Source organism: Bradyrhizobium sp. Kon58, from assembly GCF_055807455.1.
Genome location: NZ_JBVVOT010000028.1, coordinates 83,936 through 97,206, shown reverse-complemented (window position 1 = coordinate 97,206; position 13,271 = coordinate 83,936). Strand labels below are relative to the sequence as shown.

The 13,271-nt window shown below is 64.8% G+C and carries 17 protein-coding genes and 1 tRNA gene; 13 read left to right on the top strand and 5 right to left on the bottom strand.

What is annotated here, in order from left to right:
• Positions 1-205 precede the first annotated feature (205 nt).
• Together AC0L20_RS31720 and AC0L20_RS31715 are read right to left on the bottom strand one after the other, a co-directional pair.
• Positions 206-1,165 (bottom strand): N-carbamoyl-D-amino-acid hydrolase, encoded by a 960-nt coding sequence (locus tag AC0L20_RS31720; RefSeq protein WP_473294503.1) that lies wholly within the window; start codon positions 1,163-1,165, stop codon positions 206-208.
• A 191-nt stretch (positions 1,166-1,356) separates the two neighbouring features.
• On the bottom strand, positions 1,357-1,770 hold the full coding sequence (locus AC0L20_RS31715) for a hypothetical protein (protein WP_456765531.1): 414 nt from the start codon (positions 1,768-1,770) through the stop codon (positions 1,357-1,359).
• A 183-nt stretch (positions 1,771-1,953) separates the two neighbouring features.
• Between AC0L20_RS31715 and AC0L20_RS31710 the strand changes: the two genes are divergently transcribed.
• The 3 genes from AC0L20_RS31710 to AC0L20_RS31700 all read left to right on the top strand — a co-directional run bounded on the left by AC0L20_RS31710 (position 1,954) and on the right by AC0L20_RS31700 (position 3,135).
• A complete protein-coding gene (locus tag AC0L20_RS31710; RefSeq protein WP_027516488.1) occupies positions 1,954-2,214 on the top strand; it encodes a hypothetical protein in 261 nt (86 codons plus the stop codon).
• A 155-nt stretch (positions 2,215-2,369) separates the two neighbouring features.
• On the top strand, positions 2,370-2,594 hold the full coding sequence (locus AC0L20_RS31705) for a hypothetical protein (protein WP_007594875.1): 225 nt from the start codon (positions 2,370-2,372) through the stop codon (positions 2,592-2,594).
• 214 nt (positions 2,595-2,808) lie between these two features.
• Positions 2,809-3,135 carry a hypothetical protein gene (locus AC0L20_RS31700; RefSeq protein WP_456765532.1) on the top strand — a complete coding sequence of 109 codons (327 nt, stop codon included), beginning with the start codon at positions 2,809-2,811 and terminating at the stop codon, positions 3,133-3,135.
• A 33-nt stretch (positions 3,136-3,168) separates the two neighbouring features.
• On the opposite strand, the gene AC0L20_RS31695 is transcribed toward AC0L20_RS31700, so the two are convergent.
• Positions 3,169-4,143 (bottom strand): tripartite tricarboxylate transporter substrate binding protein, encoded by a 975-nt coding sequence (locus AC0L20_RS31695; protein WP_247816830.1) that lies wholly within the window; start codon positions 4,141-4,143, stop codon positions 3,169-3,171.
• 415 nt (positions 4,144-4,558) lie between these two features.
• Positions 4,559-4,635: transfer RNA gene (locus AC0L20_RS31690), tRNA-Pro, on the bottom strand.
• A 68-nt stretch (positions 4,636-4,703) separates the two neighbouring features.
• Between AC0L20_RS31690 and AC0L20_RS31685 the strand changes: the two genes are divergently transcribed.
• The 6 genes from AC0L20_RS31685 to AC0L20_RS31660 all read left to right on the top strand — a co-directional run bounded on the left by AC0L20_RS31685 (position 4,704) and on the right by AC0L20_RS31660 (position 10,463).
• Complete coding sequence (locus tag AC0L20_RS31685; protein ID WP_456765533.1) at positions 4,704-5,693, top strand: L-threonylcarbamoyladenylate synthase; 990 nt, start codon at positions 4,704-4,706, stop codon at positions 5,691-5,693.
• 80 nt (positions 5,694-5,773) lie between these two features.
• Complete coding sequence (locus AC0L20_RS31680) at positions 5,774-7,201, top strand: FAD-binding oxidoreductase (protein WP_456765534.1); 1,428 nt, start codon at positions 5,774-5,776, stop codon at positions 7,199-7,201.
• On the top strand, positions 7,198-7,641 hold the full coding sequence (locus AC0L20_RS31675) for a GNAT family acetyltransferase (RefSeq protein ID WP_456765535.1): 444 nt from the start codon (positions 7,198-7,200) through the stop codon (positions 7,639-7,641). Before AC0L20_RS31680 ends, AC0L20_RS31675 begins: the two co-directional genes overlap by 4 nt.
• A 9-nt stretch (positions 7,642-7,650) precedes the next feature.
• On the top strand, positions 7,651-8,232 hold the full coding sequence (locus AC0L20_RS31670; RefSeq protein WP_456765536.1) for an NUDIX hydrolase: 582 nt from the start codon (positions 7,651-7,653) through the stop codon (positions 8,230-8,232).
• Positions 8,233-8,303: 71 nt separating this feature from the next.
• Positions 8,304-9,233, top strand: coding sequence for a glycine reductase (locus AC0L20_RS31665; RefSeq protein WP_456765537.1), 930 nt, complete (start codon positions 8,304-8,306; stop codon positions 9,231-9,233).
• Positions 9,234-9,269: 36 nt separating this feature from the next.
• Positions 9,270-10,463 (top strand): CaiB/BaiF CoA transferase family protein, encoded by a 1,194-nt coding sequence (locus tag AC0L20_RS31660; protein ID WP_456765538.1) that lies wholly within the window; start codon positions 9,270-9,272, stop codon positions 10,461-10,463.
• Between the two features lie 12 nt (positions 10,464-10,475).
• On the opposite strand, the gene AC0L20_RS31655 is transcribed toward AC0L20_RS31660, so the two are convergent.
• Positions 10,476-11,234, bottom strand: coding sequence for an SOS response-associated peptidase (locus AC0L20_RS31655; protein ID WP_456765539.1), 759 nt, complete (start codon positions 11,232-11,234; stop codon positions 10,476-10,478).
• Positions 11,235-11,297: 63 nt separating this feature from the next.
• Here AC0L20_RS31655 and AC0L20_RS31650 point away from each other — a divergent pair, with 63 nt between their 5' ends.
• From AC0L20_RS31650 to AC0L20_RS31635, 4 genes are all read left to right on the top strand, one after another.
• Positions 11,298-11,798: a hypothetical protein gene (locus tag AC0L20_RS31650; protein WP_473294502.1), complete on the top strand. Its 501-nt coding sequence runs from the start codon at positions 11,298-11,300 to the stop codon at positions 11,796-11,798.
• 18 nt (positions 11,799-11,816) lie between these two features.
• Positions 11,817-12,251: an NUDIX hydrolase gene (locus tag AC0L20_RS31645; protein WP_473294501.1), complete on the top strand. Its 435-nt coding sequence runs from the start codon at positions 11,817-11,819 to the stop codon at positions 12,249-12,251.
• A gap of 47 nt (positions 12,252-12,298) precedes the next feature.
• Positions 12,299-12,676, top strand: coding sequence for a TIGR02301 family protein (locus tag AC0L20_RS31640; protein WP_473294500.1), 378 nt, complete (start codon positions 12,299-12,301; stop codon positions 12,674-12,676).
• A gap of 287 nt (positions 12,677-12,963) precedes the next feature.
• Positions 12,964-13,230, top strand: a complete 267-nt coding sequence (locus AC0L20_RS31635) for a hypothetical protein (RefSeq protein WP_007594892.1) — start codon at positions 12,964-12,966, stop codon at positions 13,228-13,230.
• Positions 13,231-13,271 lie beyond the last annotated feature (41 nt).

Genomic DNA, 13,271 nt, shown 5'->3' with positions numbered 1-13,271 from the left:
GATCGCCCCTCAAGGATGAGCCGGGATGGGCGACACATACGCCAAAACCGAATTTCGGTAAAGTGGAATATTTTTGCGGCGGCGGATTGACACCCGCCGGCTGTTTTGCCCGACGGCAAGGTCTTGTAGCCCGGATGAGCGAAGCGACATCCGGGACTCTCGCAGCGGTCCCGGGTATCGCTTCGCTCACCCGGGCTACAGGAGCTCACCCTGTCGTTCGCACCGGCGTTCCGTCCGCCATCAGGGTCACGCCCTTCCGTTCGACGATCATCCGGTAGGCCTGCGGCTGACGGTGAACGTCGAAATTGAAGGTGGTGCGCTTGTAGGAGTTGCAGAGATCGAGATCGCAGCGGGCCAGTGCGATCTCGTCGCCCTTGGTCGTGCATCGCGCGATGATCTCGCCGGAGGGCGCGATGACGCAGCTTCCGCCGATGTGGTCGACGCCCTCCTCGACACCGGCCTTGGCGACGCCGACCACGAAGGTGCCGTTCTGATAGGCGCCGGCCTGCATCACCAGATGATTGTGGAACAGCGAGAGATCGTCATGCTCGGGCGCGGGCGGATTGTGCACCGGCGTGTTGTAGCCGATCATCACCATCTCGACGCCCTGCAGCCCCATGACCCGGTAGGTCTCGCTCCAGCGGCGATCGTTGCAGATCGCCATCCCCATCACGCCGCCAAAGGCCTCGGTCACGCCAAAACCATCGCCGGGCTCGAAATAGCGCTTTTCCAGATGCTGGAATTCGCGCCAAGGCTCGTGCTCGGCATGCCCGGGCAAATGAACCTTGCGATATCTCGCGACGATGGCGCCGCTCTTCTCGACCAGGATGGAGGTGTTGTAGCGCCTGACAATTCCGGCCTCGACCGTCAGCTCGGCATAGCCAAGATAAAATCCGATGCCGATCTCGCGCGCGAGATCGAACAGGCCTCTCGTCTCCGGCCCCGGCATCTCGCGCTCGAAAAAGCTGTCGATCTCGGCTTGATCCTCGAAATACCAGCGCGGAAAGAACGTGGTCAGTGCGAGCTCGGGATAGACGATCAGGTCGCAGCCGTTGGCGTGCGCCTGGCGCATCAAGGCCATCAGGCGCGCCACGACCGCGGTTCTGGTCTCGGTTCGCGCGATAGGGCCAAGCTGGCCGGCCGCGATCGTCACAAATCTCGTCACGAATCTTTCCCTCGTCCGCTTCCCGGGTCAGGTCGCGGCAGAGACTATCGTGCGATGCGTCGCGCGCACAGCCTCGCTGTCCGGCACGGTGCCCAACCGTGAGGCAGTTCGACCGTCACGCGGGGAGCGCCGAGGATGAATGGTGATCGACCGCATCCACGTCGCGCGAAAACACCATCACAGGGCGCCACTCACCATTCTGCGGCGACGGGCTCGTTGAAGAACTGACTGCGCGCCGCCATGCGCGACGGCTGGCGGCGACGATGCCGCTCCGCGACGCGCTTGTTCGGAGCGGCCGCCTTGGCCTGCCTGGGCTCTGCGGCGGGCTGCGCCGCCATGGCAAATGCCTGGCGCGTACCGTCCGGCGCGACTGGCGCCGCCGCATCTGACGTTGACGCCACGGTTTTGGTCAACGGAATCTGTCGGACGTTGGTGTCGAAGACGATCTTCTCCGGCCATGTCTGTGCAGAGTGAATTCGGGCGATCGAGAGGTCCGGCCCGGTTTCGGCGGCGGCGCTCACGGGACCGGCCAGGTAGTAATCAGCAAGGTACAAGAGGGCGAGCAGAGCGCCGCCGGTGAAAACGAAATAGCGGATGAGCGGCATGGGTCCCTCGATCGCCTCGTCATCGAGGCCCCTGCAGCAACGGGAAAGAGTGGCAATCGTTCCGGCGCAACGTCGTAGCAATCGCGCGAGGAACTCGCTCAGCCGGTGCACTGGCATTCCGCTTGCTGCGAGGGAGTCAAATCCCTCAGACCCGCAGTGGGTCTGTCTCATCGTGAGGCGATCATGCACCCGACGTCCCGTTTCGAAGCGACCATGCCGACACAGCTCCACGCATTGATCTCTGATCTGCGCTGGCGCATGCGAATGATCGACGCCGACATTCTGGAGGAAGAACGGAAGGCCGGAATCTCCGATCCCCAGAACGTCGCCTACCCCATGCTCGCGCAGAACCTGCGGGCCCGGCGCGACAATATCCGGGTGAGCATCGCCATTCTCGAAAGCCGGCTTGAAAAGCAATCGACCGAGTGGCCGCGCGCCGCCTGATGTGGTGATGGCCGGGCTCCAGACGCGCGCTGACGCGAGGGAACTCCCGTTGCTGATCTGCAACGGTTCCCGTCCGTCTGAAGGCGGACAAAAGAAACTCCCATTGCGGCCACGAACCCCTCTCACAACGCCGTGAGACGAGCAGGGGAACTACGATGCGTGCGCAACGAGTCTGGGTGGTGAATGGGGCCGCCAGCGTCGAACAATTGCAAACCAGATTGGACGATCTGAACAAGCGGCTCGGTCAACTCGAGACCCAGCACCCGGAGAGCTGGAAAGTCGAAGAGCTCAGATCGAGCGCGCTCAGCCTGTCGCGCGAGATCGACGACATCCGCTGCGCCGAGGCGACGGCGGCGCTGAGCGAGCTGCTGCGGAAATAGCCGGCGTTCGCCCGTCGCGCAAGGAACCAACGCCGCCTCCCCGCCATTGCCATGCCGAGCATGGAGCAAAATCATGACCAGGCACCTGACGCGGGCCGATCTCGCGCGCGGCGTGGCCGGCGCGGTATCCACGCTGGTCCTGTGCGCGACGATGGCGTTCACCATCGCGCGCCACTTCGCGTTGTAAGGCATTTGGCGCTGTGAGGGATCTCCGATGACGTCCGATCCTGAGGAATCCGTGAGGCTGCAAGGCTACGGCGAGATGACGTTGCGCACAGCCGTCGCGACGCTGATGGCGCTCGCACCAGGCGAACGATCCGACGCAGCGATCTTCCGCGTCCGCGATGGCGTGCGGCTCGCATCGAGCGAGGTCGCAGAGCTAGCGTCGGAATGGGGCATCACGCCAACGCCGGAGATCAGGTCTCCGAACCTCGTCCCGGAGCAACATTGGACACACGTCGTTCGCGGCATGGTTCGCGAGGCGCCGCTGCCCGCGCTGATGATTGCGTTTATGATTGGCGTGCTGGTGGCGCGGCGGTAGGCCCGCGACAACCGCCGGCGACAGCAGGGTTGATTACTTCTGCTCGTTCGCGCGCATGTCTTCAGCATAAGGACGCAACGCCTCAGACATGCCGTCGAGGCGTTTCTGCCACTCAGCGCCAGTCAGGAAGGCGATCACCGGCTCGTCGCCGGGCGAATTCGTCAGGTATTCGGGATTGCGCAGGCCTTCGGCAATCCCGGCTTCCAGCTTCTTGACGATGTCGTCCGGAACGCCCTTCGGGACCGCGAAGCCGCGTTCTGCTGTCGTCGTGATCGGAAAGCCCACTTCCTCCGCTGTCGGAACTTCGGGCAGCGACGGAAAGCGCTTCTTCGACAGGATCGCGATGACGCGAAGTGGCCCCTTGTTGGTGCCATGCAATTCGGGAATCTCGCTGAGAGTGACCATCCCGACTTCCAGATGCCCGCCCAATAGATCGGTCCGCTGCGCGGCCGTTCCTCTGTAAGAGATTTCGTTGGGCTCGACCTTCGCGGCTGCTGCCAGCATCCGAATGGCCAAATGACCGTTCGTGCCCGCACCGTTGTGACCGAACGTCACCGAGCCCGGCTTGCTGCGAAGTGCGGCAATGACATCCGGCAGATTCTTGAATCTGCTGTCCGCGGGAACCACCATCACGTTCGGATCTTCAACGATCCGTGCGACCAGCCGGATTTCATCCGTGGTGTATTGGGTTTTGCGCGTCATCGGCAGAAAGTTGTAGCCCGGCACGTTGACGACGCCGATCGAATAGGCGTCGGGCGCCGCGCGCGCGATCGCTGCAAACGCGATCTCTCCACCAGCGCCAGGCTTGTTCAGGACGACAAACTTCGCCTTGCCGCCTAGCGCGCGCTCAACAAAGGGAAGAAGTTTGCGAGCCATCACATCGGTACCGCCGCCGGGCGCAAAGCCGACGACGACTTCGATTGGCTTGTCTTCCGGCCACGCGGCCCATGCCGATCCGCAAGCAGCGAAGGTAAAAGCTGCAACGAGCGCGACGATTTTCTTGTTCATGATTTCCTGCCCTGTTTTTTGTTATTGGCCGATCGCTGCTTGAAAGCTGCGATCGAGTGCAGGTTCATCTAACCGTCGGCCTGACCGGATGGCAACCGATCGTCCCGAGCGCGAGCGCTTAATGAGCTCCGGCGGTTTCGAGGCAATTGCGGAAGGGTCAGAGGAGGGCCGCGTGGGAGCCGTGCCTGGCGATGCTTTTGATTGGCTCGCTCGCGGCGAGACGGTAATTCTCTGACCTACCCTGCAACGCCGGATCAGGGATGCCGGCGAAAAGAAAGCCATGCCGCTGCGGCACACGCCTCTGTCCGGCCAAATCGGCCGTGGACCCGCGCCCTAAATCGTTGCAATAAGGCGCTTCCGAGGCCCCGGCGACCGGTCCGCCGAGCCTCTAGAAGAACGTCGACTTTTGGAAGAATGGTCGGAGTGGCAGGATTCGAACCTGCGACCCCTGCGTCCCGAACGCAGTGCTCTACCGGGCTGAGCCACACTCCGACAAGAGGCCGGCTTATAGCGTCGGGTTTGGCGCACCGCAAGCGGCCGAGCTGAGGAATCTTATCTCTGTGAAAACGGGTCTTGAAACGCTGATTTTACCGGCCGGCGAAGCCGGCGCGGAAGCTGCCGCCCGGACATTGGTCGCCGGCGGGCTGGTCGCGTTCCCGACCGAGACGGTCTACGGGCTCGGGGCGGACGCCGGAAATGCCGGCGCGATCGCCCATCTTTACGCCGCCAAGGGGCGGCCGGCCTTCAATCCGCTGATCGCGCATGTCGCCGACCTCGTGGCCGCGCGAAGGATCGGGCGATTCGACGCCTGCGCCTTGCGCCTCGCGGAGGCGTTCTGGCCGGGGCCGCTGACGCTGGTAGTGCCGAAGACGGAAAACTGCCCGGTGGCCGAGCTTGCCACCGCCGGCCTCGATACGGTCGCGATCCGCATTCCGGCCCATCCGGTGGCGCAAGCGATCTTGCGCGCCTTCGGCGGGGCGGTGGTGGCGCCGTCCGCCAACCTTTCCGGCCACGTCTCGCCGACGCTGGCAGCCCATGTCGAGGGCGACCTTGCAGGGCGGATCGACCTGATCGTCGACGGCGGGCCCGTTACGGTCGGCGTCGAATCGACCATCGTCGGCTGCTTTGCGGCGCCGATGCTGCTGCGGCCCGGCGGGCTGTCACGCGAGCGGATCGAGGCCGTGCTCGGCGCACCGCTGGCGCGACTGCCGGCGGAGCCCGACAGCGACGACAGCCAGCCGCTGGCCCCGGGCATGCTGGCCTCGCATTATGCGCCGCGCGCCAATGTGCGGCTCAATGCGCAGGACGTCGCGCCGGGCGAAGCGCTGCTGGCGTTCGGCCCCGCGCGCCTGTCTGGTCTGGAGGCCGCCACCGCGGTCATGAATTTGTCGCCCAGCGGCGATCTCGATGAAGCCGCCGCCAATCTGTTCGGCTATCTTCGCGCCCTCGATGCCAGGGGGCCGCGGGCGATCGCGGTGATGGCGATCCCTGAACAAGATCTGGGCGAAGCGATCAACGACCGGCTGCGCCGGGCTGCGGTCGCGAGATAGCGCATGATCCGGAAAAGTGTGTCGCGGTTTTCCGACAAGATCATGCGCAAAGAGTAAGAAGCTTGAGAAGAGACACCACCATGAACGTCAATCATTCCGCCATCGCTCCGCTTGCGCCCGAGCTGATCGAACAATTCCGCAAGATCGTCGGCGAGAGGCACGCCATCACCGATGCGGCTGACATCGAGGCCTATGTCACCGAGGAGCGCAATCTGTTCCACGGCCGCTCGCCGCTGGTGCTGCGCCCGGGCTCGACCGCCGAAGTCGCCGCGATCTGCGAGCTCGCCTCCGAGCACAAAATCGCACTGGTGCCGCAGGGCGGCAATACCGGGCTCGTCGGCGGCCAGACCCCGCACCATGGCGAGGTGGTGGTGTCGCTGCGGCGGCTGGACAAGATCCGCGAGGTCGATACTGCGTCGAACACCATGACCTGTGAGGCCGGCGTCGTGCTGCAGATCGCGCAGCAGAAGGCCGCGGAATTCGACCGGCTGTTTCCGCTCTCGCTCGGCGCGGAAGGGAGCTGCACCATCGGCGGCAATCTCTCGACCAATGCCGGCGGCACGGCCGCGCTCGCCTATGGCGTCGCGCGCGAGATGGCGCTGGGGCTTGAGGTGGTGCTGGCCGACGGGCGCGTGCTCAACGTGCTGTCGAAGCTGAAGAAGGACAACACCGGCTACAATCTGCACAACCTTTTCATTGGCGCGGAAGGCACGCTCGGCATCATCACCGCGGCGACGCTGAAGCTGTTTCCGAAGCCGCGGTCGATCGAGACCGCCTTCGTCGGGTTGAAGTCGCCGGACGCCGCGCTGAAGCTGCTGGCGATCGCGCAAAGCGAGGCCGCCAATGCGCTCACGAGTTTTGAATTGCTCTCGGAGATGGCGGTCGATTTCTCGATTCGCCACGGCATCGATGTGCGCGATCCGCTCGCGCAAAAGCATGCCTGGTACGTGCTGATGGAATTATCGTCACCCGGCGACGATGCCCGCACGCCACTGGAAACCATCCTCGGCCGCGCCATGGAGGACGAGATCGTCGACGACGCGGTGATCGCGGCCAATCTGACGCAGCGCGCCGGATTCTGGAAGCTGCGCGACGAGATGTCGTCGGCGCAGAAGCCGGAGGGCGGCTCGATCAAGCACGATATTTCCGTGCCGGTGGCCACCGTGCCCGCCTTCATCGCCGAGGCCAATGAAGCCGTGGTCAAGCTGATCCCCGGCGCGCGGCCGGTGCCGTTCGGCCATCTCGGCGACGGCAATCTGCACTACAATGTCAGCCAGCCCATCGGCGCCAACACCGCGGATTATCTGGCGCGCTGGCACGAGATGAACGCGGTCGTGTTCGCCATCGTGCTGCGCATGGGCGGCTCGATCTCGGCGGAGCACGGTATCGGCGTGCTCAAGCGCGACGAGCTGCCCGATGTGAAGGACAAGACTGCAATCGAGCTGATGCGACAGTTCAAGGCGATGCTCGATCCACTTGGAATCATGAACCCGGGCAAAGTGCTGTGAGTGCGCTCTCGATCGACACGATCACCGAGGCCGATGTCGAGCCCGTGGTTGCGCTGTGGCAGCGCTGCGGGCTGACGCGGCCGTGGAACGATCCGCATGCCGACATCGCGCTGGCGCGGCGACGCGACAATTCCACGATCCTGCTCGGCCGCGACGGCGGCGCCATCGTCGCCACCGTGATGGTCGGCCATGACGGCCATCGCGGCTGGGTCTATTACGTCGCCGTCGATCCGGGTAGCCAGAAGCGTGGCTACGGACGCGTCATCATGGCGGCGGCCGAAGACTGGCTGCGTCAAGCCGGAATTTTGAAACTCCAGCTCCTGGTCCGGCGCGGTAATGAGCAAGCCAATGCGTTCTACCAGTCGCTGGGTTTCGAGGAATCGACCTCGGTGATGTTCCAGAAGTGGCTCGACGGCCGCACCACAACGCCAAGCAATTGAGATCGAGCCATGACCATTTCCGACCGCGTCCGCATCAAGGACGTCCGCGTGCTCTCGGACGGCTGGACCACGCTGAAGAACACCACGTTCGAGTACCGGCGCGCCAATGGCGAATGGCAAACGCAGCATCGCGAGACCTATGAGCGCGATAACGCCGCCGCCGTGCTGCCGTATAGTCTGGCACGCCGTACGGTGATCCTGGTGAAGCAATTCCGCCTGCCGGCGTTCATTCGCGGCTACGACGATTTGCTGATCGAGGCGGCCGCCGGCGTGCTGGACGATGCCTCGCCCGAGATACGCATCCGCGCCGAGGCCGAGGAGGAAACCGGCTATCGCCTGCACCACGTCCACAAGGTGTTCGAGGCGTTCATGAGCCCCGGCGCCATCACCGAGAAGCTGCATTTCTTCGTCGCCGAATACGAGCCGGAGATGCGGGTCAGCGACGGCGGCGGCCTCGAACATGAAGGCGAGGACATCGAGGTGCTGGAGCTCGGCATCGACGAGGCGCTGGCGATGATCGCGGACGGGCGCATCATCGACGCCAAGGCCATCATGCTGCTGCAGCATGTGGCGCTGCATGTGTTTCGGTGAACTTGCTTACTCTTGAGCTCACCCCCGACTATCTCTAGTCTGTGGCCAACAAGAACCAGGAGACGCGCCCCATGTCCGCTTCGCGCGACGACGAATTCGGTTTTGCGCCCGATTATGACGCCCCCGTGCCCTATATGCAGCGCACGCGGGACTATTACGCCGCGATTGGCTACACCACCGCGTATCGCTGGGCGCACTACACCGAGGCGCCGTTCCAGCCGCTGAAGAAGCCGCTGTCGCAGTCGCGCGTCACCATCATCACGACGGCCGCACCATACGACCCCACCAAGGGCGACCAGGGCCCGGGCGCGGCGTATAATGGCGGCGCGAAATTCTACCAGGTCTATGACGGCGACACGGCGAAGCCACACGACCTTCGCATCTCGCATATCGGCTACGACCGCAAGCACACCACGGCCACCGACAACGGCACCTGGTTTCCGCTGCCGCAGCTTTTGAAGGCGAGCGCTGCGGAGCGCATCGGCGAGGTGGCCCCGCGCTTCTTCGGCGCGCCGACCAACCGCAGCCATCGCGTCACTCTCGACACCGACGCGCCGGAGATTCTGGCGCGCTGTCTGGCCGACAAGGTCGACGTCGCGGTACTAGTGCCGAACTGCCCGGTCTGTCACCAGACCACGGCGCTGGTGGCGCGGCATCTCGAGGCGAACGGCATTCCGACCGTGATCATGGGTTGCGCCAAGGACATCATCGAGCACGCCGCCGTGCCGCGCTTCCTGTTCTCGGATTTCCCGCTCGGCAATTCCGCCGGCAAGCCGCACGACGTCGCCTCGCAGGCGCAGACGCTCGAGCTGGCGCTGAAACTGCTGGAAACCGCGAGCGGCCCGCAGACCACCATGCAGTCGCCGCTGCGCTGGAGCGAGGACGCCTCCTGGAAGCTCGACTACAACAACGTCGCGCAGCTCTCAGCCGAAGAGCTGGCGCGCCGCCGTGCCGAATTCGACAAGCAGAAGGAGATCGCGCGCGGCAATCGCGCCGCCTGACGTCCTCCGACAACCAAAACAAAAAGGGAGAGCGACGTGACGCGACCGTTCGAGGGCGTGAAGATCCTGGACTTCACGCAAGTGCTGGCCGGGCCTTATGCGAGCTACCAGCTCGCGCTCCTGGGCGCCGACGTCATCAAGGTCGAGCGGCGCGAGGGCGAGGACATGCGCCGCACGCCGCTCTCGCGCGAATGGGCCGACCGCGGTCTGGCGCCAGCGTTCCAGGCCATCAACGGCAACAAGCGCAGCCTGACGCTCGATCTGCAAAAACCCGATGCGATCGCGATCGTGAAGAAGCTCGCCGCGCAGGTCGACGTGGTCATGGAAAATTTCCGCCCCGGCGTGATGGACAAGCTCGGCATCGGCTACGAGGCGCTGTCCGCGATCAATCCGAAGCTGATCTACTGCGCGGTGTCCGGTTTCGGCCAGACCGGTCCGGACCGGCTGCGCCCCGGCTATGACGGCAAGATGCAGGCGCTGTCCGGCATCATGGCGATCACGGGTCATACCGAAACCGGCCCGACGCGTGCGGGCTTTGCCGTGTGCGACGTGCTGTCGGGCGCGACCGCTGCCTTTGGCGTGTCGAGCGCGCTGTACCAGCGCGATCGCACCGGCAAGGGCCAGCTCATCGACGTCTCCATGCTGGAGGCGACGATGGCGTTCCTGTCGGGACAGATCGCGGACTGGTCGGTTGCCGGCCATCGCCAGCAGCTGTCGGGCAATCAGGCCGTCAGCCGCAGGACCACGGCGAATTTGTTCAAATGCGGCGACGGTCATATCCTGCTCGCCGTCAACAACGAGAAGCAATATCGCGCGCTGATGTCTGCGCTCGGCCGCGAGGACACGCTCAGCGATCCGCGCTTTGCCGACTGGTTCGCGCGCAACGAGCACGAGCCGGCGCTACGCGCCATCATCGAGGAAGCGCTCGCGGCAAGGCCCGCGCGCGAATGGGAGACCATCCTTGAAGATGCCGGCGCGCCCTGCGCCAGCATCTGGAAGGTCGAGGAAGTGATCGACCATCCGCAGATCAAGGCGCGCGGCGCGATCCAGGAGCTCGATACGCCCTATGGCCGCCTGCGCTTTGCCGGCAGCGGCTTCAAGCTCGCGCATGGCGGCGGCAGGCTCGACCGCATGGCGCCGGAGCTCGGTGCGGATACGGACGCGATACTGGGCGAGCTGGGATTTGACGCGGCCGAGATTGCGGCGCTGCGGGCGCGGGAGATCGTTTAAGGGCGAAGCCGCCTAAAACAACGACCCCTGCCCGTCATCGGCCGAGCCAACCGCCGCTTTCCGCACCACCTTCTTCGGCTTCACCGCCTCCGCCTCCATCTCCTCCGCGCTGATCGGAAGCAGCAACTGGTCGTCGTCGTTGACGACGCGGTTGACTCGGGTGGAGACCGGGTGCCAGGCGAATTCGCCGATGCGCGGGGCGGTCATCAGCGGCAACACGGCATCGACGTCATCGCTGCGGCTGTCGAGCCAGCGCTCGAAATCGCGCGGGCTGATGGTGACGGGCACGCGGTCATGCAGCGTGGCGAGATCCTCGCCCGCCGCCGCCGTGACGATCGCGACCGTGTCGAGCTCCTCGCCGTTCGGCCCGACCCAGGTCTCGAACAATGCGGCAAAGCCGAGCGGCGCGCCGTCGGCGCGATGGATGAAGAAGGGCTGCTTGCGGCCATCCTCCGTCTTCCATTCGTAATAGCCGTCGGCCGGAATCAGGCCGCGGCGCCGGCGAATCGCGCGTTTGAAGGCGGGCTTGTCCAGCACCGTCTCGGAACGCGCATTGATCAGGAGCGTAAACCCGCGGGGATCCTTGACCCAGCCCGGCAGCAGTCCCCAGCGCATCAGGCGAAAATGGCGCGCGCCGTTCTCGGCCAGCACGACCGGAATCGGTTGTGTCGGGGCCACATTGAACCGGGGCGGGAAGTTCGGCTGCTCAATGTAGCCGAACAGTTGCCGCAAAGCCGCGGGGGTCGAAGTTATGACGAAGCGTCCACACATCCTCGAGGGCCTATATAGGGTCCGTTCAGGTCCTTTTAACCCCGAACGTTAACACTGCGGCAGATGAGCTCAACGGTCTCCCAGCCGGCGCGAATGCATGGACAGACGGCGCCCGAGGCCGCGGCCTGGGCCGAGCGGCTGCGCGTGGCCAACATCAACCCGCGGACCGGGCTTGCCACCGACTATCTCAACCATTTCAATGAAGCCGTGATGCTGCTGGAAATGGTGCCGGACATGCCGGAATGCGCGGAAGATTTTCTGACCTGGTCGCCGCTGTCCTATGCCGAGCATTTCACGGCCTCGAATTTCAAGGCCCGGGATCTGGCGATCGAGGCCTATGAAAAGGCCGAGCCGAACGTGCGCGCCCAGTTCGACCATCTCACCGACACCATGACCTCGATCCTGTCGGCGGTCGGTTCGGCCATGCGCGAGGTCGAGAAGGACACGACCCGCGTGCGCCTCGCCGAGCAAGCCGCCCAGTGGGTCAAGCCGCTGATCGCGGCCTGCGGCGGCATCATCAATGGCGGCGCGGAAGCCGACGTCGACAACATCATGGCGAACTAGGCCCGAGCAGGTGAAGTCATGGCTGCGATCGTTCAGCCCACCCGTCCCCAGATCGCGGTCAGTGCCGCGATTTTTCGTGACGGCAAGGTGCTTCTGACCCGTCGCGCACGTTCGCCGGCAAAGGGGTTCTATTCGCTGCCGGGCGGCCGGGTCGAGTTCGGCGAATCGCTGCACCAGGCGCTGGCGCGCGAGATCGACGAGGAGACCGGGCTCGATATCGACATCATCGACCTCGCGGGCTGGCGCGAAGTGCTCCCGGCCGCGGCCGGCGCCGGCCACTATTTGATCATGTCCTTTGCTGCCCGCTGGGTGGCCCGGGAGCCGGTCCTCAACGACGAGCTCGACGACTACCGCTGGATCGCCCCGGAGGCCCTGGCGGACCTTGGCGAGCTCAAGCTGACCGGCGGGCTGGAAGAGATCATCCAGTCGGCCCACCGGCTGATCGGCCCCTGACGGCCCCGCCTTGCGTCTGCCGCCCCGAGGAGGCATACACCCGGCCGATGTCGACGCGATTTCTGGCCATTTTTGCCCTGATTCTCGCCTGCTCCTCGGTGCCCACGAGGGCTCAGGACGGGGCAGCGCCGTTTGACGGCGATTTGCAGCGGCTGGCGGAGATCCTCGGCGGGCTGCACTATCTGCGCGGCATCTGCGGGTCCAACGAGGGCAACAAATGGCGCAGCGAGATGCAGGCGCTGATCGATGCCGAAACCCCCGCCGGCGAACGCCGCACCCGCATGATCGCCGGCTTCAACCGCGGCTATAACGGTTTTCAGCAGACCTACCGGAGCTGCACGCCAGCCGCGACGGTGGCGATCCGCCGCTACATCGAGGAAGGCGCGAAGATCTCGCGCGATCTGACGGCGCGTTACGCGAACTGATCCACCGCCAATCACATCCAGACTTGTAAATTCCTCATTCTGAGGAGCGCGGAACGCGCGTCTCGAAGGATGGAAGGCCCTGCTGCTGCGGTGCGGCCTCTATGGTTCGAGACGCGTGCTTCGCACGCTCCTCACCATGAGGGTTGGGCATCGGGGAACCCTGTCATCGACTTTGTACACAGCCGTTAACCGTTCCTAAAGATGTGGCCTAGCGGTCGTTAACGCGCGTGCTACACCTCTCGCACAGCGCATCGCCGTGGATCGCGCCCCAGCCCTGATCGAGTTTCATGAGCCATCCAGTGTCCTACGCCCCCGCACGCGCGCCGCTGCCCGATCACGAGCAGAAGCAGGCCGCACTGAGCTATCTCAACGAGGCCTGGGCCGAAGCGCGCCATGATGGCGTCGACGGCGACTGCCTGGCGCAGGCGAGCCTGTTCGCGGCCCTTGCCGAGCTCGTCGGCACCTATGGCGAGGACGCGGTGGCGAAGTTCGTCGAAGGCTTTCCCGGCCGCATCCGCAACGGCGAATTCTCGGTCGACATTTCCAGACAGTAAGTCTTTCTCCAGGCAGTAAGCCTCGCCGAAAATGCCCCCGC

Excerpts from the sequence above, each read along its gene's own strand:
- AC0L20_RS31715 (WP_456765531.1), bottom strand. The coding sequence starts at position 1,770 with ATGCCGCTCATCCGCTATTTCGTTTTCACCGGCGGCGCTCTGCTCGCC.
- AC0L20_RS31710 (WP_027516488.1), top strand. The coding sequence starts at position 1,954 with ATGCACCCGACGTCCCGTTTCGAAGCGACCATGCCGACACAGCTCCAC.
- AC0L20_RS31705 (WP_007594875.1), top strand. The coding sequence starts at position 2,370 with ATGCGTGCGCAACGAGTCTGGGTGGTGAATGGGGCCGCCAGCGTCGAA.
- AC0L20_RS31700 (WP_456765532.1), top strand. The coding sequence starts at position 2,809 with ATGACGTCCGATCCTGAGGAATCCGTGAGGCTGCAAGGCTACGGCGAG.
- AC0L20_RS31695 (WP_247816830.1), bottom strand. The coding sequence starts at position 4,143 with ATGAACAAGAAAATCGTCGCGCTCGTTGCAGCTTTTACCTTCGCTGCT.
- AC0L20_RS31680 (WP_456765534.1), top strand. The coding sequence starts at position 5,774 with ATGAACGTCAATCATTCCGCCATCGCTCCGCTTGCGCCCGAGCTGATC.
- AC0L20_RS31670 (WP_456765536.1), top strand. The coding sequence starts at position 7,651 with ATGACCATTTCCGACCGCGTCCGCATCAAGGACGTCCGCGTGCTCTCG.
- AC0L20_RS31665 (WP_456765537.1), top strand. The coding sequence starts at position 8,304 with ATGTCCGCTTCGCGCGACGACGAATTCGGTTTTGCGCCCGATTATGAC.
- AC0L20_RS31655 (WP_456765539.1), bottom strand. The coding sequence starts at position 11,234 with ATGTGTGGACGCTTCGTCATAACTTCGACCCCCGCGGCTTTGCGGCAA.
- AC0L20_RS31650 (WP_473294502.1), top strand. The coding sequence starts at position 11,298 with ATGAGCTCAACGGTCTCCCAGCCGGCGCGAATGCATGGACAGACGGCG.
- AC0L20_RS31645 (WP_473294501.1), top strand. The coding sequence starts at position 11,817 with ATGGCTGCGATCGTTCAGCCCACCCGTCCCCAGATCGCGGTCAGTGCC.
- AC0L20_RS31640 (WP_473294500.1), top strand. The coding sequence starts at position 12,299 with ATGTCGACGCGATTTCTGGCCATTTTTGCCCTGATTCTCGCCTGCTCC.
- AC0L20_RS31635 (WP_007594892.1), top strand. The coding sequence starts at position 12,964 with ATGAGCCATCCAGTGTCCTACGCCCCCGCACGCGCGCCGCTGCCCGAT.